18 protein-coding genes, 1 tRNA gene and 1 pseudogene are annotated in these 26,172 nt (G+C 54.4%); 5 read left to right on the top strand and 15 right to left on the bottom strand.

Features of this window, described 5'->3' with window-relative positions; genetic code table 11:
• Window positions 1-17 precede the first annotated feature (17 nt).
• Window positions 18-1,052 (bottom strand): uroporphyrinogen decarboxylase, encoded by a 1,035-nt coding sequence (hemE, locus tag GS632_RS10090; protein WP_171235022.1) that lies wholly within the window; start codon window positions 1,050-1,052, stop codon window positions 18-20.
• A 106-nt stretch (window positions 1,053-1,158) separates the two neighbouring features.
• Here hemE and hemC point away from each other — a divergent pair, with 106 nt between their 5' ends.
• Window positions 1,159-2,124: a hydroxymethylbilane synthase gene (gene hemC / locus GS632_RS10085; protein WP_171178959.1), complete on the top strand. Its 966-nt coding sequence runs from the start codon at window positions 1,159-1,161 to the stop codon at window positions 2,122-2,124.
• Between the two features lie 213 nt (window positions 2,125-2,337).
• On the opposite strand, the gene GS632_RS10080 is transcribed toward hemC, so the two are convergent.
• Genes GS632_RS10080 through GS632_RS10060 form a run of 5 tightly spaced genes read right to left on the bottom strand, consistent with a single transcriptional unit; the run spans window position 2,338 to window position 7,507 of the window.
• The gene (locus GS632_RS10080; protein WP_171721817.1) at window positions 2,338-3,609 is read right to left on the bottom strand and encodes an aspartate aminotransferase family protein; all 1,272 of its coding nucleotides are present in this window, start codon (window positions 3,607-3,609) and stop codon (window positions 2,338-2,340) included.
• 34 nt (window positions 3,610-3,643) lie between these two features.
• Window positions 3,644-4,750 carry a mandelate racemase/muconate lactonizing enzyme family protein gene (locus tag GS632_RS10075; RefSeq protein ID WP_171721818.1) on the bottom strand — a complete coding sequence of 369 codons (1,107 nt, stop codon included), beginning with the start codon at window positions 4,748-4,750 and terminating at the stop codon, window positions 3,644-3,646.
• Window positions 4,747-5,853: a mandelate racemase/muconate lactonizing enzyme family protein gene (locus GS632_RS10070; RefSeq protein WP_171721819.1), complete on the bottom strand. Its 1,107-nt coding sequence runs from the start codon at window positions 5,851-5,853 to the stop codon at window positions 4,747-4,749. Before GS632_RS10070 ends, GS632_RS10075 begins: the two co-directional genes overlap by 4 nt.
• Complete coding sequence (locus GS632_RS10065; RefSeq protein WP_171178950.1) at window positions 5,850-6,428, bottom strand: dimethylsulfonioproprionate lyase family protein; 579 nt, start codon at window positions 6,426-6,428, stop codon at window positions 5,850-5,852. Before GS632_RS10065 ends, GS632_RS10070 begins: the two co-directional genes overlap by 4 nt.
• A complete protein-coding gene (locus tag GS632_RS10060; protein WP_245223239.1) occupies window positions 6,425-7,507 on the bottom strand; it encodes an alcohol dehydrogenase family protein in 1,083 nt (360 codons plus the stop codon). Before GS632_RS10060 ends, GS632_RS10065 begins: the two co-directional genes overlap by 4 nt.
• Before the next feature lie 292 nt (window positions 7,508-7,799).
• Here GS632_RS10060 and GS632_RS10055 point away from each other — a divergent pair, with 292 nt between their 5' ends.
• Both GS632_RS10055 and GS632_RS10050 read left to right on the top strand, forming a co-directional pair.
• The gene (locus GS632_RS10055; protein WP_171178948.1) at window positions 7,800-8,687 is read left to right on the top strand and encodes a MurR/RpiR family transcriptional regulator; all 888 of its coding nucleotides are present in this window, start codon (window positions 7,800-7,802) and stop codon (window positions 8,685-8,687) included.
• Between the two features lie 264 nt (window positions 8,688-8,951).
• A tRNA-Ser gene (locus GS632_RS10050) sits at window positions 8,952-9,041 on the top strand.
• A 104-nt stretch (window positions 9,042-9,145) separates the two neighbouring features.
• Here the strand turns inward: GS632_RS10050 and GS632_RS10045 are convergent.
• From GS632_RS10045 to gntH, 3 genes are all read right to left on the bottom strand, one after another.
• The gene (locus GS632_RS10045; RefSeq protein WP_171721820.1) at window positions 9,146-10,366 is read right to left on the bottom strand and encodes a HupE/UreJ family protein; all 1,221 of its coding nucleotides are present in this window, start codon (window positions 10,364-10,366) and stop codon (window positions 9,146-9,148) included.
• Window positions 10,367-10,412: 46 nt separating this feature from the next.
• The gene (locus GS632_RS10040; protein WP_171728248.1) at window positions 10,413-11,174 is read right to left on the bottom strand and encodes a hypothetical protein; all 762 of its coding nucleotides are present in this window, start codon (window positions 11,172-11,174) and stop codon (window positions 10,413-10,415) included.
• Window positions 11,175-12,458: 1,284 nt separating this feature from the next.
• Entirely contained in the window at window positions 12,459-13,652 is a 1,194-nt protein-coding gene (gene gntH / locus GS632_RS10035) for a guanitoxin biosynthesis MBL fold metallo-hydrolase GntH (RefSeq protein ID WP_171235030.1), read from the bottom strand.
• 124 nt (window positions 13,653-13,776) lie between these two features.
• On the opposite strand from gntH, the gene GS632_RS10030 reads away from it, so the two are divergent.
• The gene (locus tag GS632_RS10030; protein ID WP_171721822.1) at window positions 13,777-14,346 is read left to right on the top strand and encodes a TetR/AcrR family transcriptional regulator; all 570 of its coding nucleotides are present in this window, start codon (window positions 13,777-13,779) and stop codon (window positions 14,344-14,346) included.
• 235 nt (window positions 14,347-14,581) lie between these two features.
• Here the strand turns inward: GS632_RS10030 and GS632_RS10025 are convergent.
• The 5 genes and pseudogenes from GS632_RS10025 to GS632_RS10005 all read right to left on the bottom strand — a co-directional run bounded on the left by GS632_RS10025 (window position 14,582) and on the right by GS632_RS10005 (window position 22,177).
• Window positions 14,582-16,018, bottom strand: a pseudogene (locus GS632_RS10025) (arylsulfatase).
• Between the two features lie 447 nt (window positions 16,019-16,465).
• On the bottom strand, window positions 16,466-17,881 hold the full coding sequence (locus GS632_RS10020) for an FAD-binding oxidoreductase (protein ID WP_171721823.1): 1,416 nt from the start codon (window positions 17,879-17,881) through the stop codon (window positions 16,466-16,468).
• A gap of 115 nt (window positions 17,882-17,996) precedes the next feature.
• Window positions 17,997-18,254, bottom strand: a complete 258-nt coding sequence (locus GS632_RS10015; protein ID WP_171092613.1) for a DUF4242 domain-containing protein — start codon at window positions 18,252-18,254, stop codon at window positions 17,997-17,999.
• Window positions 18,255-18,281: 27 nt separating this feature from the next.
• On the bottom strand, window positions 18,282-21,863 hold the full coding sequence (locus tag GS632_RS10010) for an adenylate/guanylate cyclase domain-containing protein (protein WP_171721824.1): 3,582 nt from the start codon (window positions 21,861-21,863) through the stop codon (window positions 18,282-18,284).
• Window positions 21,848-22,177 (bottom strand): hypothetical protein, encoded by a 330-nt coding sequence (locus GS632_RS10005; protein ID WP_216599114.1) that lies wholly within the window; start codon window positions 22,175-22,177, stop codon window positions 21,848-21,850. The genes GS632_RS10010 and GS632_RS10005 overlap by 16 nt, the downstream gene beginning before the upstream one ends.
• Window positions 22,178-22,318: 141 nt before the next feature.
• On the opposite strand from GS632_RS10005, the gene GS632_RS10000 reads away from it, so the two are divergent.
• Entirely contained in the window at window positions 22,319-22,819 is a 501-nt protein-coding gene (locus GS632_RS10000; protein WP_171178917.1) for a hypothetical protein, read from the top strand.
• Between the two features lie 11 nt (window positions 22,820-22,830).
• On the opposite strand, the gene GS632_RS09995 is transcribed toward GS632_RS10000, so the two are convergent.
• On the bottom strand, window positions 22,831-25,575 hold the full coding sequence (locus GS632_RS09995; RefSeq protein WP_171721825.1) for an AsmA family protein: 2,745 nt from the start codon (window positions 25,573-25,575) through the stop codon (window positions 22,831-22,833).
• Window positions 25,576-26,172: the final 597 nt, after the last annotated feature.

Below are 26,172 nucleotides of genomic sequence, written 5' to 3'. Positions count from 1 at the left end.
CTGGCCCCCTTTCTAGTTTACCGTGCGCGCACTGTGTCGATCATCAACTGCACATTCTCAGGATCCGCATCTGGCGTGATCCCGTGGCCCAGGTTGAAGATATGTGGCCCCTTCGAGAACGCCTCAACAATGCGCCGCGTCTCGTCCACCAACGCCTGCCCGCCCGTCACCATATGGGACGAGGCCAGATTGCCCTGCACACAGCCATCAGCCTGCACATGCTCGGCCGCCCATTCCGGCGACACCGAATTGTCCAGCGCGACGCAATCTACACCTGTTGTTTTGGCAAACCCGATATACCCGTCGCCCGCCTCACGCGGGAATCCGATGACCGGTATGCCTGGATGGCGTTCCTTGATGGCCTGAGTAATCACCCGGCACGGTTCGACCGCGTATTTCTGGAACGCCTCACCTTTCAAGGACCCCGCCCAACTGTCAAAGATCTTGACCACCTCGGCCCCGGCTTCGATTTGCGCGGACAGGTACTCGATCGTTGCGGCGGTGATGCGATCCAACAAAGCCTCAAACAGCGCGGTGTTCCCTTCCCGCAACGCGTGCGCGGGGCCCTGATCTGGCGTGCCGCGCCCTGCGATCATGTAAGTTGCGACCGTCCACGGCGCGCCGGCAAAACCGATCAGAGTGGTTTCCGACGGCAATTCGCGCGACAGAATTCGTACCGTTTCATAAACGGGCGACAGTGTTTCATGAATCGCGTCAACCGGTTTTAGCGCGTCAAACTCGGATTGCTGCGTGATCGTCGACAGGCGCGGGCCTTCACCGGTCACAAACCACAGATCAGCGCCCAGCGCCTGCGGCACCAACAGGATATCGGCAAACAGGATCGCGGCATCAAACCCGTAACGACGGATCGGTTGCAATGTGACTTCGGCCGCAAGCTCAGGGTTATAGCACAAGGAAAGGAAATCGCCGGCCTGTGCGCGGGTGGCGCGATACTCGGGCAAATACCGGCCCGCCTGACGCATCATCCAGATCGGCGGCACATCCTGCACCTCACCCGCCAGCGCCCGCAGCAGTTTCTTTGTCTCGGCCATATTCGCCCCCAGTCATCCGGTTTTCGCAACGGGTCGTCCTTCGGCGGCAATTTGTCAAGCGCAGCCCCCATTGTCAGGGCAATGTGACGCGACTAAAGCTGTGAGCATGACTGTGAATTTGCCCACACCCGCATCGCCCCTCAGAATCGGCACCCGTGGCTCGCCGCTTGCTTTGGCGCAGGCCCATGAAACACGCCAACGCCTGAGTGATGCCTTCGACCTGCCCGAAGATGCATTCGATATCGTGGTAATCAAAACAACGGGCGACAATCGCGCCATGATCGATGCTGATCGACCGCTGAAAGAGATCGGCAACAAGGGTCTGTTCACCAAAGAAATCGAAGAAGCGATGCTGCGCGCTGAAATCGACATCGCCGTGCATTCGACCAAAGACATGCCGGTCGCACAGCCCGACGGCCTTGTGCTGGATACTTTCCTGCCGCGCGAGGACGTGCGAGATGCGTTTATCTCCCCGCGCTTGGGTTCCATCCACGAACTGCCCGAGGGTGCCGTTGTTGGCACCTCCTCGCTGCGTCGCCGTGCTCAATTGCTGAACCGGCGTCCTGATCTGAAGGTGGTCGAATTTCGTGGAAACGTTCAGACGCGACTGAAAAAGCTGGAAGATGGCGTGGCAGATTGCACCTTCCTGGCGATGGCGGGAATTCGACGTCTGGGTATGGATGATGTCCCGGCAAGCGCCATTTCCCCTGACGATATGCTGCCCGCCATCGCGCAAGGCACCATCGGCATTGAACGGCGCAGCGACGATATGCGTGCGGCAGAAATGCTTGAGGCGATTCACCACGCGGAAACAGGCCAACGGCTGGCGGCCGAACGTACGTTGCTGGATGCTCTGGACGGGTCGTGTGAAACGCCGATCGCGGGTCTGGCCGAAATCAACAATGGCGCCCTCAGGTTGCGTGGCGAAGTTCTGCGACCAGATGGAACGGAAACCGCCAGTCGGGATATGACGGGCGCAATCACAGACGGGCCGGAAATGGCCCGCGCGATGGCTGCCGAATTGCTTGCGCAGGCTGGACCGGATTTATTTGATTGGAAAAATTCAAAATAAATTCTTCGAGTGTGAACTGGGTCACTGTAAAAGGCGATTTCTTCAGGCATTAAAGTGACATACCAACCAGGAAGTCAGGTCAGTCTCGAAAGTATCGAAAAGTTTTCAGATTGCGGTGATTTAATCAGTATTCGAGGGGGCGAGGCTGGCCCCTGACTTCCAGAGGTGACGGGTCGCAGTTGTTATCAACAGCGACCCGTTTTTTTACAATGATCAGGAAATTGCAGCCACGGCGTGGCGTACGGCTTCTCTGGTCTGATCCAGATCGGCCTCGGTCACCGCTAATGACGGGTACAGCTTGCCCGGAGCTTTGAAAATCCCATGCGACCGCAAAGCGCCATTATACGTTGCGTTGCGTGCAGGGTCGTCGTGACTGGCGCTGCGGTAGTCCCTGCATTCGGCTTTGGTAAAATAGATATCGAACAAAGTCTCGTCTCCGCAAATCCGATGCGGAATGCCGGCTTCGTTCAGCGCGTCCTTCTGCATGTCTTGCAACTGCCGCCCGATACCGCGCAAGTGTTCATAGGCCCCATCACGCCGCAGGATTTCCATTGTTTTCAATCCCGCAACCGAAGCCACCGGATTGCCCGACAAAGTGCCCAATTGCATCAGCCAGCCGTCTTCACCGACTTTCGATTTGTCGAAATGCTTCATGATCTCGGCGCTGGCGCCTAAAGCCGCCAAAGGAAACCCGCCGCCGGTGATTTTGCCCAAGGTGCAGATATCCGGGGTCACGCCATAACGTTCCTGCGCCCCGCCATACGCCAGACGGAACCCGGTGACGACCTCATCGAAGATCAGCAGCACATCGTGTTTGTCGCACAAATCCCTCAGCCCTTGCAGGTACCCGGGCAAGGGCGGAATGATCCGCTGCAACGGCTCGACCATGATCGCCGCCACATCGTCATGTTCATCCAACAGGGCCGCGACAGCCTCAAGATCATTGAACGGCGCGATCAGCATCTGTTCGGCCACGCTTTCGGGAATTCCGGCACTGTCGGGCACGGCCTGAGGGAAATTGACCCGACGACTGGGCGCCAGACTCATCTGCGCTTCGGCGCTCATCCCGTGATAGCCACCTTCGAACTTGAGGATCTTGTTGCGACCCGTATAGGCCCGTGCCAGCCGAATGGCATACATGTCAGCTTCGCCACCTGACGCAACAAACCGCACCTGATCACAGCAGGGAACGGCCTCGATGATGGCTTCGGCCAGTTCGATACCCTTTCTGTTATTGGCAAAGAAGGTCATGCCTTGCGGCAACTGTTCCAGAACAGCCTCCATCACCTCGGGGTGACCATGACCGAGCAGCATCGGGCCTGAGCCGATCAGATAATCGACATATTCGTTCCCGTCCTCGTCCCAGACACGGCTGCCTTCGCCACGGGCGATTATGATACCCGGATCAAAATTGCCAAACCCGCCTGCGGGTAACACAGACTTTGCGCGGGCGATCCATTCGGATTGAGTTTTGATCTTCAACATGTGACCCGATCTCCAACTTCAATGTGTTCAGTGTTTATCGATAAACTGCGACCGGGGTGCCAAGCGCATTTTCGTCCGGATGCACACCCAGTCCCGGGGTTTCGGGCAGGTGCAGGTGACCATCAATATTGCGCGGGCCACGACCGCCCGCAATATCGACCGTGATCATATCCTGACACGCCCAGACTGCGTGGCAATTGTCATCCGGGATGGTGGCCGCCAGATGCAGCGCCTCGGTATCGGCCAGAACCGTGCCGCCGGTGGCCATCACAAACATATCGATACCATGGGCCAGCGCGATATCCCGCATCCGAGCCGCCTTGGTCAGTCCACCAACTCGGTTCAGCTTGATCCCGAAAATTTCGGCAATACCATCGCGGGCGATCCGGGCTGCATCCTGCAAAGTCACCAGAGTTTCATCCACGGACACAGGCGAGGCATGCAGCCCCGAGATTGCCGCAATATCGTCCAGCGTCTCGCCGGGCTGTTCGAACATCACGTTCAGATCTTCGCAAGCGCTCATCACCCGCAGGGCTTGCTGACGAGACCAACCCCGATTGACGTCATAGAGGACAATCTCGCCCGGTCGCCGGATGCTTTCCACATCGCGGACCCGAGCGATATCGCGTTCCACGTTACCACCAATTTTGACCGAATGCGCAATGTAACCCCGGCTGCGATAGCGTTCCATCACTTCGCGGGTTTCTTCGACAGTCTTCGCTCCTACCGACGAGGCAATCGGGCGCGGTGTGCGCGACCCACCGCCCATAAGATCGGCAATGGGCAGACCTGCGGCCTGACCTGCAATATCCCAACAAGCCATATCGATCGGGCTTTTGGCGTAAAGATGCCCGGGCAATGCCAGATCCATCGCCCGTTCCACGTCCAGCACCTTGCGCGGATCGAGACCCAGAATGAAAGGTGCCATCGTTTCGATACCAGCGCGAATGCCTGGCCCGTGGGCAGGAACATAGGTGTGCCCCCAAGGGGTGCCTTCGCCCCAGCCGACTAGACCGGAGGCGGTTTCGATCTTCACAATCGTCGCATCGAGCGTTTCGAACTTCAGCCGCCCGCCAGACAGCCAATAGGGGTGCTCCAACGGCAGGTCCACCTGATAGACGGTAATGGACTTGATCTTCATAGTGTGTACTCCGCCACCGGCGCACCGAGGCTTTCAAAGTCAGGTGCCACGCCCAAACCCGGCGTGTCGGTTGCATAAAGCTTCCCGTCTCGGGCCGTCGGTCCACCGATGCCGGTTGATCGAGTGTTGTAGTTCATCAGATCAGTTGTGTTCTGCAGATATTCGGGCGGGGTTGAGGCAGCAAAATGTGCCACCACAGACGTCGTGATTTCGCCCCCCCACGTGTCTTCGCTGACAACGGGGATGCGGTTGTCTATCAGATAATCCCGCACACGCCGCGCTTTGCTGATGCCGCCAAGATTCGAGATCTTCAGACAACAGATCTCGGCCCCACGATCCGCAACAATCCGCTGCGCCATTTGGATGCCTGTTACACATTCATCCAGTTTCATTGGTTGCTCGGCCACACGGCGCACCTGTTGGCATTCCTCGTAGGTACGACAGGGTTGTTCGAGGATGAAATCCAGGTCGCGCGTCGCGCGCGCCACCCGAATTGCATTGTCAACACGCCACCCCTGATTGGCATCGGCCATCGCTTTTTCGTCCGGCTCCAACAGCGGAACAGTCGTCCGTATCCGATCGATGTCCGTGGCCCAGTCACCCCCGACCTTGACCTGAAACTGGCGGTAGCCCTGATCGCGATAGACATTCATCTCGGCTACCGTTTCATCCACCGCTTTCTGCGGGGCCACCCGGTACATCGGCGCACCGTCGGTCAGCTTGCCGCCCAGCAACATCCAAAGCGGCTGATCACACGCCTTACCCAAAATGTCCCAGCAGGCTGCATCGAAAGGAGACTTGGCATACCCATGGCCCTGAACCAGTTGATCCATCAACTGTTCGATCCGTCCGACCTGACGCGGGTCTTCACCCAACAGTTTCGGGGCAACAAGCCGCGCCAGGGCTGTTACGCCCTCGGAATGCGCGACCATATAGTTTTCGCCACACGGCGTGAACTCGCCACAGCCCTGAATACCCGCGTCAGTATCCATAACCACGACCGAGGCGATGGCCGTTTTGATAGCGTTTCCGGCGCCCCAGACATAAGCACCACCGACATAGGGCAGCCCTGTCTGATAAACCCGAATTCGTGTGATCTTCATTGCGCATCCATTCTGGGTAGATCTCCCATGCCCTCACCGCGCCACAGCACAAAGGTCAGGATCGGTTGATCCGTTGTGACCATGGCATGGCTTTGCCAACTGGAATGCAGACGTGTCTGGTTGGGACCAACAAAAGCCGCATCACTCTCAACCTTGAACACCGCGCCACCAGCCAGCGTCAGATAGATTTCTTCGGCTTGATGGCTGTGCCAGTCATAGATCAGCCCAGCCCCCCAATACCCGATATAGCCACGCAGCTGAGTTGAATGAAAATGGCCGGTTGGGCCAAACAGCTCGTAATAGCCATACCGGCTGAGAAAATCCGCGCCGACCTCTTCCTCTGTGTATGTCTGTTTCCAATGGGCCAGATGAGTGGTTGCCTTGACTGCGTCGATCAACGGCTGAGTCAGATCGCTCCCCCGAAAGTCGCAGTCCCGCACCAGATCCGCCGCAGGAACATGACTTGGCTCTGACATCGCAACAGACAGATCAGAAGGCCATGCGCCAAAGGCCGACAGGTCAGGATGTGCCTGATGTACATGCCGCGCGGCCTCCAAAACGCTGTCCAGTGTCATGGAATCACCACTATGTTTCCGGTGTGCTCTTTGGCGATGAAGGCAGCTTGTGCCTCACGCAACTCCTCCAACGGATATGTCGCTGCCAAAGCCGGTTTGATTTCACCGGCCTCAATGTAACTCACAAGGTTCGTCATCACCTGCGGGTCAATCACGGTCGAACCCGTAAAAGTCAGGTCGCGCAGATAAAAGGTGCGCAGGTCAAACTCGACCATCGGTCCAGCAATTGCACCTGAGCAGGTGTAACGTCCGCCGCGTTCTAAAATATCGATCAAGTGCGCCCAATAGGGACCACCGACCACATCGGCGACCACGGTGATCTTTTCGTCACCCAACGCCGTGCGCAGGTTTTCAGGCGCCCGAGGTAGAACCTTATCGGGACCAAGCGCCGCCACAGCGGGATGCTTCGCTTCAGATGCCATCGCGATGACCCGCGCACCGCGCCGCTTGGCCAATTGCACCAACGCGCCGCCCACACCGCCCGATGCTCCGGGCACCAGCACGGTGTCTTTGTCGTTCACATTGGCTCGGGTCAACATTCCTTCGGCGGTAGAGTAGGAACAAGAGAACGTTGCCAGCTCTGCATCCGACAGATCCGAGGAAATCGGCACAGCATTGACCGCAAGGGTCGTCGCGTATTCAGCGAACCCACCATCGCGTTCCGAACCAAAATAACCGGCCTTGTCCATGTTGCCGGGATCAGCGGAATCACGCAGCCAACCGTCGGTAATCACACGCTCACCCACGCGCCGGGGGTCGACCCCTTCGCCAACAGCTACAATGTGCCCGCAAATGTCAGCCCCCTGAATTCGTGGGAAAGTTATTGGGTTGCCACCCCAAGTAGGGTCTTCTTCGCCAACCTCTTCAAACGCGCCGCCGGTTGTGGCATCGGTCACAGTCTTGGAGTACCAGCCAGATCGCGTGTTAACGTCGGTGTTGTTCAAGCCGCAGGCCCCAACCTTGATCAACACTTCTCCAGTCGCCGGTTCAGGACGCGGCCAATTTTCGTGCAGGACCATCTGTTCCAGCCCGCCATGGCCCATCGTAACCATAGCCTTCATTGTTTCAGGCAAGCTCATTTAGCGTTCTCCACCAATGCGTTAGGACAGGACAACACTGTCAGTGTCTTGCCCGCTTTCAGAAATGTCCGGTCAACGCGCGCCTCACAACGCGCTTGGCCCTCCCCTAGGAGCAACGCGCAAGCACCATTGTATCCGCCTTCAACCCACGTCATGTTCTGATCAAAGCACCGACAAGCTGCAGCCATCGCAGACACTGGAGGTGGCGTTTTGTGCGCGGGCATGGTCGTTCCTCATTCCGAGTCGCGTTTCTGCTCGACACGCTAATTTCACATTTGTACCATCGTCAATCATGAATGACACAAACATATCACAAACCGTTCTGAACCGCCTGACTGAAGAATGGAACGCCCTAACGCCAGAGGCGCAAAAAGCCGCGCGTTATGTGTTGGAAAACCCAACAGATGTGGGGGTTTCGACCGTCCGTGAAATAGCAGAGGCCGCCAAAGTTAAACCCAACACATTTGTGCGGATGGCGCGGCAGGTCGGCTTTGACGGGTATGACGATTTTCGGGAACCCTTTCGCGACGCTATTCGCAAGGGGCAAGCCTCTTTTCCTGACCGTGCCCGCTGGTTGCAGGACATCGGCAAATCTGGGGAACTGGGCACGCTTTATGCTGACATGGTTGGCGCAGCGATCCGCAACATTGAAGAAACCTTTGCCGGAATTGATGCCGACCGCCTGAAGAAAGCGGCAGAAGACATTTGGAACTGCCGGCAGATTTTCACTTTGGGGGTGGGCGTCAACAATTCGAACGCACGCAATTTCACCTACCTGGCGTCCACAGGGATGAAGCAATTCCACGCTATTCCTCGCCCGGGATCAACACCGGTTGACGATTTGGCTTGGGCTGATGAACAGGACGTATTGATCGCCATCACCTGCCATCCTTACCGCACGGAAGTGATTGAGGCGATCAAACTGGCGCGGCAACAGGGACTGACCGTTGTGGGGATCTCGGACAGCCCGGCAAGCCCTGTGATACTGAACGCGCATCACGGTTTTGTTGTGTCCGCAGACACGCCCCAATTCTTCCCTTCCTCCGTTTCGACCATAGCATTGCTTGAAACTCTGCTGTCATTTGTGATCGCCGTTTCCAGCGACGAGATTGTTGAACGGGTCGAACGTTTCCATCGCCGGCGGCATCAACTTGGCCTTTACGCCTTTGAACCGGATTGATCCCCCCTAACTGGCGTTTTCGGCAAAACCTTTGACCCGCAGGTTTCGCGTGGCCCAAACCTCACTTCCGGTGCCTTAAACGCGAATCCTGACATGCCTGTGCTTCTCAGATGTTGAAATTCTGGGAGTGATACGTGTCCAATTTCAACGCGTACTGCCTTGAACCTGTTCTATTTCAAGGATTTCCGGGAATTTGAAGAAAACTGTCAAACCGTCGACAAATGGCCTTGTATTTCCAGCGTTTGCAAGGATATACCCGTCGGCGGAGACGTGGCCGAGTGGTCGAAGGCGCTCCCCTGCTAAGGGAGTAGGCGGGAAACCGTCTCGAGGGTTCGAATCCCTTCGTCTCCGCCATCCACCACAAATGTAACCCGCCATTTCGGTCTGTGCAGGGGCGCAGCTAAACGCTCGCTTTTTTGCGTCAGCCAATCAGCACTGCACGGATCATCGCATAGAATTCAGGTTATCGCAGAATATACCTCGGCAATTCGCTGGACGGTCCAATAGCAGGCGATGGCTGCGCATCCCACTGCCAAGCCCACACGTGTCGACATCCACAAACTGGCATTCATGCGGTGGCAAATTACTAGCGCGGGCCATAACGCTAGAATGATGGCGACCTGGCCAATCTCAACGCCAAGATTGAAAGCAAGCAGGCTCTGCCAGATGTCTGGTGATGTAACTTGCAAAATCTTGTGCAGCACAAAGCTGAAACCCAGCCCGTGCAACAGACCAATAAGCGAGGTCAGCAGGACCATTTTGGCCTCAGACTTCGCGTTGCTCATGAACGCAGCGGCGGCCGCAATAACGATTGAAATCGCGATTCCGGTTTCGACGGCGGGAACAAACCACGCGCCTGATGGTACAAACCCGAAAAAGCCAAGAGACAACGTGATGCTATGCCCGACAGTAAATCCGGTTGCGCGCAACAATAACGCTCTGAGTGTCTGAGCGCCGATGACCAGACACACAACAAACAGAACATGATCCAACCCTTCCAGGATATGACGGATACCTTCCCAGACAAAACTCAGAAAACCTCCGTACCCTGCTTGCTTGATCTCCAAAGGCTCGATCATCAGGCCCCGAGAGCGGAAAATCTGTGGTGTTTCAGATGCGTAGTCGAGAATGAGGTTGGCCGTTTGATCCTGACCCGGCAGGCCGGGGTCCAGCACATTGGCAATGCTGTATGATTGGACTGGGCGGTCACTCTTGTAGTTCAGGACAAGATCGACAATCGTGTCACCGACGTAGAGCGGTGGCGCAAGGTCTGTTTCAAATTCAACGGCTCTTTGAGCTTCGTCCAAAGTCGCAAATCCGGGCTCATTTCCTACCCGATGCAAGCGAATTGCCTCAACCATTCCCCTGAGACGCTGATGATCGATCGACAGATGCAAGCCGTCCTCGGCCAATTGCCCCAATCCTTTGGGATCGTTCATAAAAGTCTGCAAGTCGACAAAGTGGACCAATTGACCATCACGCATGGCATTTGTCGTAAATGGTGCAGCTTCCGGCAGGGCATCGCCGTCGGTGTTGCCAAGCTTATCCGCAACCAAATAGGGCATGGGCGTACGCATGTAGATTCGCAAGCCGTCCTCGGTATGCTCGATATGCGAAATTCGAACGTTGAGGTTCAGTAGAAAATGCGCCGAGGCAGATAGAGCCAGAGACAAAAGCAAGGTGACAACCAAGATGCCTAAAGCACAGTGTTTTTGTCTTAGACACTTACGCATTTGGATCGCGAGCCTCGATTACAGTTAGTCCATTCAGTTTCCATTGACCGGCTTCCGGCACGATCTCGATCAGCGCCCGAAACGTTACAGCACGTATGTGGGCGTGCCCCCAATGGCCCCCTTCTGCCTGCACCGACCATTTAACCAACGTCTGAAAGCCGCCCGGTTCAGAGATCGGATCGAGACGCTCCAATTCTGGACTGCCAATATCAGTTGCTGCGGCGAGGCTGCCCCCCGGCGTGCGGATCGTGAGGCCCCGTTCAATCTCTGCTGCGATGTCGTCCAAAGACGCCGCAGTTACAATTGGCGTCAGTTCTGCCTTTCTCGCGGTCGGCGTCGTTTCCAAATTCACTGTGTTCAAATTCTCGATCATCGAACGCAAAATGCCTGCCGCAGTCTGCGGATCGGGAGGCGACGCGTTCCGCCAGGCCAATGCCGTAAAAGATCCAGAGAAATAGACGGTTGCCGGGACAGCGAAAATCAAGACTGCAAGACTGACGCGTTTTAGGACTTTTCCTGTGCCTGCCAGCACCAAAAGCAGCGATACGGCGCTAATGATCCCTGTAGCCCAAGCTAGCCCGGGCCTTGACTCTTCTGGCCGTACTACGGGTATTTGCGAGACCGATTTTCTTTCATATTTCAGTAGGTGGTTTTGCCAGTGGAATTTCGGGTCCACAGGGGTCACCGCCCCGAAAAATGGTCCGGCAACGTCGTTGGAAATCGTTGCAACACGGGAAATCTTTTCATCAAACATGTCCCATGTGACCGTCACGTGTTCAGGAAGGTCCGCCAAAGGAAAAGATAGGATCGCTCCAACAAATGCATTGTTCGAGGACACTTCCTTTCCGGGTTCGACAACCTGAAAACCCTTTGACGTTAGCGTCAAAAGCTCTGCCGTTGCTATTGCCGGCTGAGCGGGTTTTCCATCGATGGACACCGCATTACGCGACGACAAAAGTTTTGCGGCCCTTTTTGTAATCTTTGCGCCGTGTTGTGGCGAAAGCTTATCGCCCACCCCGACTGTTTCATCAATCCAAGGTGCCAATTCGTGCAATCGGATCAGGGTTTCATGCCGAACTTCCCGCGGCTCAATATATAGAAAGGTCGATGTCCCATCCTGGTTTTTTCGATTCAGGTTTTTAGCGGAGAACCGGGAATACCAAGGATCAGCCCAGTGAATTTTCAATTCTGCCGGTTTTGAAAGGAACTTGAAATCCGTGACCGGAACGTCCCGATCAAAGACCTGCATACCGATGGTCGCAAGCGGTTCACCTTCCCGCGACGGTGGCAGAATAGTCAGCGTTTTGGGGTTTGGGGACAGAAACGGGTAGAACACGTTGACGAACAAGACGCGTGGATCGGTTGGCGGACTGGGAACAATTTGGCCAGAGAACGGATCACGCTGACCCGCAAGCGGCGACGCACGGTCTATACGCCTTCTGTATTCCACTTTTCTGATCTCAGGCGAAAGCGCCGGCCCATCACCTATAATAACTGACAGACCCAGGCTTTCATCGTGTTCAGGACTTTGCTTCAGACGACGCCCATTTCCCCCATGATCTGGCACCCATCGCTGGGGTAACAAACCTGCAAAAAGCGAGACATCGTCGACGTAGATTTCAAGATCCAAATAAACGCCATCCTCTGTGACATGAAAGATGGCGATGTTGGGTGCGACCTCGGACCCGTTGAATAGAACTACATCTGCCAAAACAGTCTGCGTGCTAGCGGCAAAAAAACCGAGCACCAGCAGTTGTCGATTCAGATACCGCCAAACTTGAATGTTATTCACCCTCGAAATTCAACAATGCCCACAGTTCTACGCGCGATCCTACCTTAGTGCCCTTCCGAGCAAACCGATTTGGGCCGACGACATACCGCAATGACTGAAAATGGACATAGGCTCCGCAGTCTCTGGGCTGGTTTCACAAGCCTTGGCGACAATAGCACCCGCGCAACTTGAACCGGACGCAACCCGTGGCTTTATAAGATTTCCCAGTTTCACATACAGCCGGGCAAGACCGCTTCGCCTACCTAGTTATTGATCCGGCATTGGCGGTGGCGTGTAACCCTCCCATTTGCCCGCTTTGACTTTGTCTGACGGTTCTTTTTCTTTTGAACGCGGGGCATTGATGTACTCGTCGCTCACAGATGGTGGTAGCACATAGTCGTCAACACTCGCTTCCCGAACAACGATCTGGTCTTTGGTCACGTTGATCACCTGAAGATCCCGTGCAAGCGTGAGTGGTCCATCGTACGTCGAACGGACGCCTTCCAAAATCGCCTGGTAGTTTTCGGGCGAAAGAACAGAGTGATAGCCCAGCGCCATACGCGGTTCGACCGCGGACATCACTTTGCCAAAGGCCGCGGGTTCGGTATGAACGCGGGTGGCAACATAGGTCGCCTGTTTCATATCCCAGCCAAAGTACGGGGCCAGTGCATCAGGTGGAAGAAACGCCTCATGAGAAGCGATGTCCGCTCCTTTGGCATATTCGACATACCATTTGTTCGGGTAAGTATCTCCGCCGAAGACGTATTTCAGTCCATTCCATTCCAAAGAATAACTCACCGAGCCATCTAAGCTGTGGATCGCAGGCCAGGACCGGATCGTGACGTCGTTCTCCTGATAAACGATCTCGTTTTCCTGCATGTAATCGAATTCAGTGACTTCAAGCTTGGCGCCATCATCCGGCAGCGCTCCCGTACGTGTGGCCAGATCCCAAGCATAGGCTTTTGACATGCCCTCAACATAGGCTTTGGTGCCCAGTTCATCTTCTGATCCAGACGGGCCGAAGATGCGGAGCGGAGTGTATCTTCCCGACAGCCACCCCCCAACATGCAGACCCATGAAGTCTCCAACATGGTCGACATGCAAATGGCTGAAGAAAACCTTGTCGATCTTGGCAAAATCCGGTCGCAGCGAAAATAAGTTTCCGGTGGCACCAGTTCCAACATCAAACAGAAAAACTTCGCCGTTCCCAAGTTCGACATAAAACGAAATCGAAACGGCCGCCTTGGTTTGGTTTGGCATCCCGGTCCCCAATGCCGTGATACGCATCTCATCCTCAGCAAGGATTTCGGTGTTTGGGAAGTACGATGCGGGATAGACACCGTTTTCGATTTCAGAGGCGCTTCGACCGGTCGGCAATGCGTTTTGCGCCAAGGCGGAGCCAGCCAAAGTGAGACTTAACGCGAGAAACGTATAGGTTGCGGATTTTGTGATGCTATTCATTGATCCCCCCTACTTTGCTAGGCGCTTCGGAGAACACGATATCGTGAACTCCTGGTTCACCATAGACTTATCTACGGTACTCCCATAGACTGCTCTATGTCAAACAAAGAACGCTAAAATCTGAATGTCCGAAACTGTCACCCGAGCGTCACCTCGAAACGCTGCAACCAAAGAGGATTGGATTTTGCTGGCATACAAAGTCCTCAACGAGGGCGGCGTTTCCGCGATAAAGATCGTGCCAATGGCAAAGCGACTGAACCTGACCAGCGGCAGCTTCTACTGGCATTTCAAAAATGTCCGGGAGCTTTTGGACGAAGTGCTCAGATATTGGGAGCAAGAGTTGACGGACAATGTGATCGAAAAAGCAAAAGCGTTTGAAGGCTCACCTGAAGACCGCATTCTCCTACTCATGAAGAAGGTCATTGAAGAAAATGCAGCCGTGCCTGATCACGCCGTTTCAGTCTGGGCGAACACTGATCAAAAAGTGAAAGCAACGTATCAAAGAACCATCGGCAAACGCTTCCGATTCGCCGCATGGATGTTTGAACAAGCCGGGTTTTCAGTTGAAGACGCGAAATCACGCGGACGGCTTATGGTCACATCGTTAATGGGTGACTCTTCGACCGGCCTGAAAGAACAAGGCAATTGGGAAGAGGTAATAGAACGGGAACACGCTATCCTGATCGGGAAATAGACGATCAAAATTTCCAGAACGGCGAAATACCGGCCAATTTCAAGTCTGGCAATCAGTGCAGTTAGTGTCCGTCGCCATGTTATTTTGGGGCTATTGGTGGTCTGATTTAGGTTCGAGCCTCATAGCCTGTAAATGCCGAGCGCTGCGAGTGCTATAACCCAGCCAAACACTCCATTCTTGGTCACAAGTTGAGGTGTTGCGTGGATCCATTGAACCCACCGAGCAAAGCTGCCGTTCAGTTTTCATGCGGTTTATAAGGGTCTGGCGCCCCTGGAGGGATTGGTGGGTATTTCTCGAACGTAGCGATGTGTTCCTGCAATTGAGGCAGTGCCTTTTCGGCCGCCCATGTGTGCGGAAAAAGTACGCTTTCACGCTCATGTGGATCGTTCAAAAGATTGTAGACCCTTGGCGTGTCGAAGGACTCTGTCGCTCCGAAGGCCGTCGTATTCTCTTTGAAAAGAACCTTCCAATCCTTCCATTTGACGCCAAAAATCTGTTCCCCCATGTAAACGATCACGCCTTCTCGGTTCGAGTTTGGCTGGGCACCCAGAAAGAACCCGGATTGATCGATGCCATCAAAGGCTCTGTCGTCAGGCACCTTGCCACCTGCAAACGCTGCAAGTGTTGGGTAGAGGTCCATCGAGTGGACGATATCGTTGCTTTCTGAACCTGCGGGAATCTTTCCAGGCCACTTAATCGCGAATGGCACGCGCATGCTGCCTTCAAGGCTGGTGAAGAGAGTGCCCCGCCATGGCCCGGCCGTACCATGCACCGCCGGGACCGGTGACACGTTGGCGTTTCCAACCGGCAGAGCTTCAGGGCCGTTGTCAGCAGTAAAGATCACCACCGTGTTGTCTGAAATGCCCGCACTTTCAAGCGCATCGACTATCCGACCGATGTAGGTGTCTGTCTGCCGCAATATGTCCGCCCAAACGCCTTTCCCAGTGGCTCCGTCAAACTCTTTGGACACGATATTTGGATAGTGTGTTTGAGTGTAGGCAAGATAAACGAAAAACGGCGCCTCTTCCTTGCTCTTGTCTTCGATGAAACGGATAGCCTTCTTTGTCAGGTCACCGTCTATCTCGCCGCGATAGTCCAGGTCGTAGTCCCGCGCCACAGTCGCAGGTTTGCCCGCAACACCCTGCATGACAACAGGTTCTTCCATGTTTGCGTCGGCAAAGCCCGGGAGCGAGCGCCAAACGGTTACATCAGTAGTCTCAACACCGTAAAACACACCGAAACCCTGGTTCGTGGGATAGCGCCCTTCAGTCCAGCCGAGGTGCCATTTTCCATACATGGCCGTGTTATATCATGCGTCCTTGAGCATCTCGGCCATAGTGATCTCCCATTGAGTCAGACCGTAGACACCGCCGCCCAGAGGGACTGTATGGTTACCGCTTCTGATGCCATAGCGCCCCGTCATGGTTGCTGCGCGAGAGGGAGTGCACTGACTTTCAACATTGAAGTTTGTAAGCCTCAATCCCTCAGCGGCCAGCGCGTCCATTTCAGGAGTGGCCGTTCCACGGATTATGCCGCCACCGTTAAATCCCGGTTCACCCCAACCGAAGTTATCAAGAAATATGAAAACGATATTCGGCTTGTCCTGAGCTGAGGCGGTAGTGCCGACCAGAAAAGACAGCAACAGCAGGATTATTGGATAAAACAGAGTCATGCAGAAGCTCCCCCAAAAATACAACTTCGTCGACATTGGCGAAAAAATGGACCAAGGGTCAAGAATGGCGCCCCTTGTGGACTCGCAACGGCCTTGCGGCGATGAAGCTGACCAAATTTGGTTCTGCTCCCGATAGCAGCCATCGCCAAATTTGCGATGCTCCCGGCTGTTCAACACCTTGACCCAATGTGTCGACATTCTTGCCCCACAGTAGTCGTTCACACAAATCGGACTGACCGACCGCTCCGTACCAAGTCTGACACATCCACATGTTGAGTTTCTTAGCTTTGCTTACTGAAACTGCGACGATGCATGTGCATCACCACCGGTGCGATCACCGGCTGGAGAACCCACTTGGATTGACAATTAAGCAACAAGAAAAGCCGCAGGTAGTAAGGCAAGATGCCCAACATCAATCTGGATCAGTTTAAGTAGTTCTGAATTCCATCACGTAGGCAAGATATTGTGGTTCACCCTGAACAAGTTGTCGGGGTCATAGTTGCCCTTGATCTTGGAAAGCTTCTCACCGTTGTCACCATATGCTCCGGCCATGTGGTCCGCTTCGTCTTCGGGCATGAAGTTGACATATGCACTTCGGCTCGCGTGCGGTTGCATCTGGTCGTAAAGCTCTCGCGCCCAATCAATACATTCGGCATCCTTGCCGGGGTCTTCCCAACGCGTGTGAACATTCATGATGAAATGGGCGGATCTTTGGGGATAGGCGGTCGAACCGGCCTGAACACGTGCCATTGCGCCACCCACATGGGCAATAAAGACTTCACACGCCGGGTCTGGAAGACTGGAAATCGCTTTCAGAAGTCCTGAGATTGCGTCCGAAGAAAGTGCATCGAAATCGTGGCTTTTCCAGTAATTCCTGGCACCTGGTGTCAACAACGGGTCGAAGGCGGCCTGCCAATCTACGAACTTATGGGGCGAGATCACATCGACAATAGGTTCACCAAGCGCGCGCAATGCCGTCATGGCTTTTTCACCTTCGTCCATCGGTCCGCTGTAGCAGGCTGCAAAGATCAGCACCTCGTGCCCATGCCACTCAGCCGGCAGGAAAGGCAGAGGAGGCGCTTTTCGCATCACGCTCCAAACGGTCAGCTCATCCGGGGAATTGTCTGCAATGGTGGCGAATTCGGCCAGAAGCTCTGGCGCTTTCTCTATAGGATGAACAATGAGGCCAGACAAAACATCGGGTCCGAGTTCATGCAGCTGGAACTCGAATGAGGTCACAACACCGAAGTTCCCACCCCCACCGCGGATGGCCCAGAAAAGTTCAGGGTGGCTTGCGGGCGAGGCGGTTACAAAGGCACCGTCCGCGGTCACGACCTCCGCTGAGAGCAGGTTGTCGATCGTCATGCCAAATTTCCGAGTGGTCCATCCAAAGCCGCCGCCAAGGGTAAGGCCTGCGATGCCCGTAGTAGAATTGATGCCAACGGGAACAACAAGTCCATGTGCTTGAGTTTCGCGATCTACGTCTCCGAGCAGTGCTCCCGGCGCAACCCGAGCGGTCTTGTTGATAGGATCGACGTGAACAGATCGCATCTGGGACAGATCGAGCATCACAGTTTCATCTGCAACAGCGTGACCAGCAATCTGATGTCCACCAGAGCGAACAGACATAACGAGGCCGGCGTCCCTAACAAAGTTCACGGCCTTCTGCACGTCACTGGCCCCCAGCGCGCGGATTACGAAGCCTGGGTAACGTTCGAACATGCTGTTCCACGTTGTTCTTGCATCCTCATATTCAGGGGAGCCCTTCTGATAAACCCCGCCACGAAGCGCTGCATCAAGAGCGCCCAACGCGTCTTGCTCCACTGTTGCCGTACCACCGTCGAGTGTTTTCAGATCAAACATGCGTAAGCCTCCCTATTGTCAGGTCGGGCTTCTTGCAGCGCTGCCTCAGTCGATTTTTTTCCGTCGCGTGGTCCCGCGAAGGCGTTTCACTGAATTGGGAAAATAATGTTGCAGGTCAGGCAAAAATTCCCGGGTCGATGCGATCCACAGGTGTTATCACGTCGGCGGGAATGTTCAGGCGTTCGGCCGCCTTTCTCAGGCTTTCCTCATCCGGGGCTTCATACAAGCAGTAGGTTTTGCGCTTATCTGCACTGAGAAACGAAAAAATCCACTCGACGCCGACTTCGTCATTGATCTCTTTGATGTGAATTTTGTCATCGTCTGTAACGTTTAGTTGCTCGGCAAAATTTCTTTCAATTATGTACCTTGGCATGAAGTCCCCCAGACCAGATTTTTTACCTTAACTCGCTACTCCTTCGAGCTTTGACCTTAGGGAAACCATACTCAATTTCTGTGAAATTGCCAACGCTTCCCCTTCCAGTTGAAACGCCTGTTCCACATCAGCCGGGCGGCCGCGTTGTCTTAGTGCAGTAGCATATGCCGTCTTGCTGTGCGCGACCCAAGGAGGGCATTTCATGCGCGTGTCAATTTCTATTGCCTTCTGGAACATCGTCTCAGCCACATCCCAGTCCTTCAGAACCGTACCCAGACTTCCGAGGCGTCGCGCAGCTGCGCCAGTGCATACTGTCGTGGCCCCAGCGGTGATCGTCAGTTCTTCGTAAGGAGCAAGCATTTTATAGAGCGTCTTGGCGTGTTCTTGATGCTGAATGGCGACACATATGTCGGCCAGATAGGACAAAGTCGTTGAATACATGGCGTCTGGTGGAAGATCGAAGCCATTGGCAGCCATTTCATTCAGTATTCGTTCGGCCGGTTCTTTGTATCCAAGCTCAGCAGCGATAAGACCAAAACCGGGCTTCCATGAAATGTCTTCGGGGCTGTCTGTCATCAGTTGCTTAATCACAGGCGCAACCTCGTGCAGTCGGTTTTGCTCGCGGCGAATGGTGAACATCTGAACTCCAAAGACGCCCTCAACATGTTCCCCATGGGTCTTTCGGCCAATTTTTACCGCTTCGGTGGCGTGTTTTTCAGCTTGCTCAAAATCGCCGTCCATAATTGCAACCATCGCGCGTGCGTGTTTCTGAACCCAATAGAGCTGCAGATGATTGTCCTTTTCCGAAATCTCTGTAAGCAAACCCAAAGAATGGTCCATCAACTCTCGGTCGGCCATCTCGGCGCCTACAAACAAGCTCAGAGTGCGATCCCGCCCTTGATCGATGCTACCAAGATGCTCGGCCACACCGTGCATAGCCTCCAGATTTTCGCGCCAATGGTGGGCTTCTCTTCCCTTCCGCGCAACGAATGGGGCCCCGAAATGCATCATCATTACCGAGAACTGGGATTTATAATCACCCAGTTTTGCGGCCAGTTCCATGGACTGCTGGCCGAAACGCGCACCTTCGGAGAACTGACCGACGAACATGTGGGCGCGCGCAAGTTGGCTCATCAATCTACACCGGCGGACTTCATCATCATCGGGCAAGTCACTCAGAGCACTATCGCAGAGATCAATTGCCTCACCGTGCCTTTCGCTGGACATCATACATGAGTCAGCGAAGTGGTTGGCCGCGTCAGCGGCCAGCTCTACGTTATGCAAGGCCCGGGCTGCGTTGGAAGCGTCCTTCAGAACCGCTATCCCTTCGGGCAATTGGCCCAGGCTGTCATGGCTGCGACCAACCAGGATCTTGCTTTTGATCAATTCTGAATCAGAGTCTGAGCCTAGGTTTTCAGCAGCTCGTAGAGTTTCCTTAGCGTTGGTCATCGCTTCCTGGCTGGCAGATCGCGCCAACGCCATTTCTGTCGCAATCTGCCATTTTTCGAACGCAGCCCCCCAATCCTCAGCTTCTGAAAGGTGGCGGGCGACCAGTTCGGGGCGTCGCTCGATCTCAGCGGACCGTGTTCGTATCAACGCACGCGCCACGTCTGCATGTTGCTGTTTTCGGGTCGAGCTCAGCATGGACTGATAGGCGGTATCGCGAATAAGGGCATGACGGAATACAAAATGCCCACGATTGTGACCGCTTTCGAAGATTATGCCGGTTCGAGAAAGCTCTTCGAGGCATTTGTTGATATCAGAATCCGCAATGCGCATCGCCGCATTCAATATGCTCGGCTCAAATTCTCGGCCAATTACAGAACCTGTAAGTGCGACTTGTTTTGCCTCAGGTGAAACCGCGTCGAGACGCGCCATCAACGCGCCTTTCAAAGACGACGGTATGTGGATTTGCCCGTGCTCTCCCGCCTCGACAATCGCTCGGGTCAGCTCTTCCACGAACAAAGGTACACCGTCGGTCTTTTCAATGATCGTAGCAATCAGGGCGTCATCCGGTTTCTTGCCTGTAATGTTTTCGACAAGGTTTGAGACATGCAGAGAATCGAACCGGCGCAATACCAGGGACTGAACGTGCGTGTCCCCGTCGTCTCGAGCCAGTTCCCACCCGGGTCTGTGGGTTATCAGGATCATCAGAGGAAGATCGGTGCAGATCGATTTAAACCGCTCCAACAAAGCTTGGGTGGAAGGATCGATCCAATGAGCATCTTCGACGCACAGAATAACCGGGCGCACGCTTGATCGCACTTGCACGGTGTGGATCAAAGTTTGGATTGTTATGTCGCGCTGCTCCTGCGGTGACATCTCGAGCACCTTTTGGGCGAGCGCACTACGAGGTGCGACCAACGCTGCAAAGACAGGCAGAACTTGTTCCCAGTCCAGCCCGCGCCGCCCTTCAAGCATATTCCGAACATGTTCAAGGATCAGATTGTCGTCGAACCCCGGTTCGACCCCAGCGTCCTGGGAAATTCGTTGGGCAACCGGATGAAAGGGGCTACTGCTGAGATAAGGGGAACAGTTCAGTCTTATGACATCGGCTAGGTCGCTTGCGGCGATGTCAGCAAGAAATTCTTCTGTAAGTCGCGATTTTCCAATCCCGGGTTCACCAGACAGCAGAACAACCTCTCCGTGACCATTCTGAGCACGTTGCCATGATTGCAGTAGTATCCCTTTTTCGTAGTCGCGGCCAATCATCGCGCTGGCGGCATCATCGCGATGTGAAGCTCGAAACCGGCTTTCCGCACTGCGCTCAGACACCACTTTCAACAGAGTACGTGGTTCAGCAAAACCTTTTAGCTCTGTCTTCCCAAGGGGTTGAAATTCAAATATCCGATGCAAGGCTGTCTCGGTTTCCTCCACGGACAATACGACCGAGTTTGGCTCTGCATGTTCCTGAATCCGCGCCGCAAGATTGACGACCGGGCCAGTCATAGCCCCTTCTTCATATGTATTTTCGCCGATGGTGTCGCCGACCACTACATCGCCGCTTGCAACACCCAGCCTCACCGACAAGCGCTCTCCGTCCGGTGTATTGAGTTCCCCGACGCGCCGAACAGATTCCAGACCGGCTTTTATCGCCCGAATTGCGTGATCTTCGTAAGCCCTCGGCCAGCCAAAAAACACAAGAAGACCGTCTCCCAGATATTTTGCAACGTAGCCGCCATACCGACTGACGGCTCCGGCAACGGCGTCTTGGTAGTTCTGCAGCAAGCCCCGCATGTCTTCGGGATCAAGCCGATTGGTGAGTTCCGTCGAACCGACCAGATCGGCAAACAAAACCGTTACGTGACGCCTCTCTGCAGTGACCGGTTCACTATGCTTCCGTTTAAGCAGATCATCACTTTGCGCATTATCTGAGGTGGGCGCTTGTTCACGAGCTGCTTGTGATGACGAGGTTACGTGCTGTTGATCGGCGCGTTCGTGAATTGCAGCGAGGATGATCTTGCGATGACCAAGGCTCACCCCGAGCTCTTTTAAATCGTCGCCAGACAGTAGTGGTAAAACACGCGCATCAATATCGTTCTCCGCAAAAACATCTGCGTACTGGCTCAGGTCGAGATCATTTAACCACTGGTCTATTTCAGCCGACATCTTAGGATCATGCTGAGATACGCTGCGCTAATCAAGAACTCTTCCGGTTTTGCGATGGCGGCCATCGGCACATTGTTGATCCGCTCGCAAACCAATTTAAGGTCCAATAGCTGAGCGTCTTCGCGTGATACCGCCTCGGTCGATATGTCTTTGAGAAGCTCGGTGTCGTAGGTGCAGACGAAAGGTTCCGGATTGGCGCATTGAAAGACTGTGACCTTGGCTTCGCTGTCCTGTTCTAGCCGCATGGCGACGCTATAGTGGTCGGCCAACATCTCCTGACCTTGTACGTTCACGGAGCCAAAATTGAATGTCATCGTGGCAATTGGGGACGAGCGTGTTTACAACACAACGGTTTCGGTTCGTTGGCTTGTCTCCTGAAGACTCTTCCATATCGTTTGATTGATCTTCCCGTATCGGTAGGATGGATTAACCTTCAAAACTGTTTGGGGTTCAGAATGTACAGGTATGTGCTGACAACATTGGCTTTGTGTTATGCAAGCTTAATTCAAGCAGCTGGTATGGAACGGTGGGGTGAATCCGGCGATTGGACAATCCTGATTGATCCCGAAAAGGGCAACGGCTGCCTTGCGTGGAAACCGTTTGAAGGTGACATGACCGTTGAAATTGGCGCAGCGCCCAATCAGGCTGGCGGGTTCTTTGCGGCCTACAATCCCGCCTGGGTTCAAATCGAGGACGGGGCGACCGGGATCGTACAGTTCGATTTTGGTGATGCGAGATTCGAAGGCGAAGCGGTGGGTGTCTTCAAGAATGGTGTGCCCGGTGGCTACGCCTTTTTCGACAACCCGGCGTTTGTAACTGAATTCGGAAAGCGTCAAAGCGTCACGATTATTGGCGAAAGCGGGACCGAGATAGAGCTTGATCTCAGCGGGTCTGCAAAAGCCATCGAGGCGGTTCTGACATGTCAGGCCGAGCAGCCTGAACCATTAAAGAACTAGGTCGCGTCCTGCTATTGCAATTGATTGATGTCCGGCACACAGGGTTGCCTGTCGACAGGCATAGCATCAGCGCCTTCCGGGGCCTTGTTCCTTGACCCACCCACGTCCAGTTTGAACTTTGGCGACGAAAGCTGGCCAGTCACATCAAAGGGCCACGCGCTTCGGGATAGCGGTTTGCCAACGCGACGGGGCTCTGCTCTGATCGCTATGCTATCGTTCAGCCAGTCCACTTGTCCCCTGGCCACCAATTGAACCGATCCCGTTTCAATGACGATGGAGTTTGAACTGACCCGCCCGGCCTGAATATCAACCGGGGCTACCACACAAGTGATGTCGGTGTAGCCTTGTCTGAACTCCTCTGAAAACAGCCACGGGAATATGCCCAGCCCAGCCAGTTCCAATAGGCTGGTGCTGATATAGCCTTGAGACATCGACAAAGACGCATTGCCGCGCATCGAGTTGACGAAGGCCTTGCCCGAGGCGGTGCTACCAGAAACGTTGAACTCACCACTCAAACGCCCGTAGGCATCAATACCAATCCCCAGTTCATCAAGGATTTCACCGAATTCCCATCCCGAGGTTGATCCTGACAACGAAAGCCAATCAGGTGAGTCAATCAGATCCATCACCGCCCGCAGGCTGAAGTTTCCGCCACCATAAGCCATCTGAAGAGGTCCGAAATCCACGGTTCCGTCTTTGGCAGACAATTGGCTTGAAACAGATGTTACGCCTTGCTGGCCTACAATCTCTTTGAAATCGATCTGCACCTCAACATCAGCCTCTTTCAGTACACGTTGTACATCCAAAAGATCGGCAGGTTTCCCTTTCTCCTTTGGCAACACCAAGGGCTGAACGTCTGTCTCCTTGGGCAAAACCAGAGGCTGAACTTCGGGTTCAGGTTCTTGTGAGGCCTCGCCTACCAGGCCTTTCAGTTGGTCCAGCACGGCGGTCAGGTTCTTCAGGTCGTTGAGATCGAGCCTCTCGCTCGTAATGTTGCCACGGACGACGGATGCACCTTCGGGAAACCGCGCATCCAAAGCCGCAAGAAGATCGGAAGACCCGGCTTCGAACTTGATTGCGGCATCAAAGTCCTCACCCTGCCTGGAGGTTTCAGCATCGATAGCCATTGCGCCAATCTCGATGGGTTGCAGGTTGAGTGCGGTGAGAAACTGGGCGCTGTCGTTGACGTCCAGTTTCACGTCGAAATCGAGACCGGCCAGCCCTTTTAGCTCGTTGACAGATAGTGCGAGATCAAGCGCCCAGAGATCGGTGCCATAGTTGGTAGCATTAAACCTATTGAGTGAAACCGGCCCGCCCGCATTGGATATGTTGAAATCGGCCTTGATGCCGCCGAACTGGTCGACAAAGCCTTCATCTAGGTTCGGTAATATCAGTTTAGCGGGCCCGTCGAGCATACCATCAAAAGTTACGTCCTGAAGTTGGAGCAGATCGAGGATTTCACCTTCGGCTTTCAGGACCGGCTCCTCGATCGGTCCGGCTTGTAGCGCAATGCCCAGCATGGCCAGGCGACCGTCGGGCATGCGACGTATGCTTTCGATGGATGCTGGCCCAATCACGTCCAGCCCCTGGTCGAATGCGTTGGTTTTAAACAGTAGTTTCTCGAACTCGAAAGACGCCAGAGATCCCACCATGTGCATCTCAAACCCCGAGAACTTCAGGTCCTGGAAGCTCTTTGCCGCGCTCGGCGGCTGTCCCTCAGGGTGAAGGCGGGCATCAAAGATCAGATCGACGCCCTGAGCGGTGTAAAGGTCATCTATCGAACCCTCAGCTTCGAGTTTCTGTCCATCCTCAAGATTTATGGTGGTCGCAAAGCTTTCGATCTTGAGCGCATCCTGGGACACAAGCTCTGCCTGAAACTGGCCGTTGCCTTCCAGAACACGATCTAACCCAACGACTTCGAGAAAATCGCCAAATTCACCGGTGTCCATCTCCAAGACCGCGCGATAACCGCCACCTTCGTCTTCCGCCAATGGCTGACCATCGTAGCTTACCGTCATTTCCCCAAAACTGGCGTGCGTCGTAAACGGCGCGCCGCGAGGGTAGTCGCCTTCGATTTCGAAACCCTGACCGTTGACAGAGCCCGTCCCCGAAACCCTTGTGTTCTGCCCGCCATACAATTGTTCCAGGGCAAGAGATTGGAGGTCGAAAACAAAGGCAAACCCCGAAGCCTGGTCATCTATGTTCAATCCGATGGACGTAAAGCTCACGTTCTTGTCGCTCAAAAACGTAAAGATGCCTTTGTTTTCCGCGCCTTCGTCATCGGACTCGCGAACCTCTATCGACGTTTCCAGAGTTTCTTCTGCCGCGATGCTTTCGGGTTCAGAATTTGGTGCTGAATGGCCCTTGAGCCAGCTTGTCGTGCCATCAGCCGCAGTTAGAAAATTTGCTTGCAGGCCATCTACAACCAGATTGTCAAAGTGAAGGCGCCCATTGGCCAAAGCGGCAATATCCAACTCCAATTCCAGCCGATTTAACTCTGCAAGTGAGGTATCTTCCATTGAAAGGCTTGGGATCACCACGCCGCCGACATAAATGTGGGTAATGCGGCCCGCCGCGATGCGCACATCGTCGTTGACCAATAGTGGTCGGTTGATTTGTTCCGAAAGAACCTGTTCTACAAGTTCACGCCGCATATCCGAGAACATTGGAGCCGCAAGCAACAGCCAAACAAAAGCGACTGCTGCGAATGCCAGAAATGCGACTGTGCCTATTATTCTAAATAACCAGGTCCTCATTCGCTTCCCTGTCGTCGTTACATTGTTCAGTCTATCTGCAATTTTGAGATCGCCAAGCCTGCTGGCAGGTTGGTTCACAAATATGAAGGTAACGCTCTAGGCATTTCATGCCCAGAGATCCAAAGCTTTAAGGATTCGAGCATCCCGTTCGTTTGGGTCCTCACGGAAATGAAACACCCCGTCTTCGACCCACGCTGTCCAATAGGTCAAAAGGACCAGTGTTGGCTCGGGTAGTCACTCACAGATCGATCAAGTCAGCGATTTGGCAGGAACCCCAGATTGCTGCTGAACGTTACATTTCTTCTGTTGCAGAGAAGTTATCTGCGTTTATGTCCCGGAAATACGGGGCAATTTGATCGCCATGGTTAAAAAAAGCAAAGCCCGTCGATGAGACGGGCATTCTTAACGACGACAATTCGCTAGATTTGTTTACGTGATTAGGGTTTGCACCTCTGAGCTTCGTGTTACGAGGCTGACGGTGTTAAGACGTTAAGCAATTGATCCGGTGGATTTTTTGTAGATCGACCGGGCTGTTTGGATTTTGGTTGCGGGGAGAGGATTTGAACCTCTGACCTTCAGGTTATGAGCCTGACGAGC

Origin of the sequence: Ruegeria sp. HKCCD7296, from assembly GCF_013110775.1 — a bacterium.
GTDB lineage: Bacteria > Pseudomonadota > Alphaproteobacteria > Rhodobacterales > Rhodobacteraceae > Ruegeria.
This window is presented reverse-complemented; position numbering and strand designations above follow the sequence as displayed.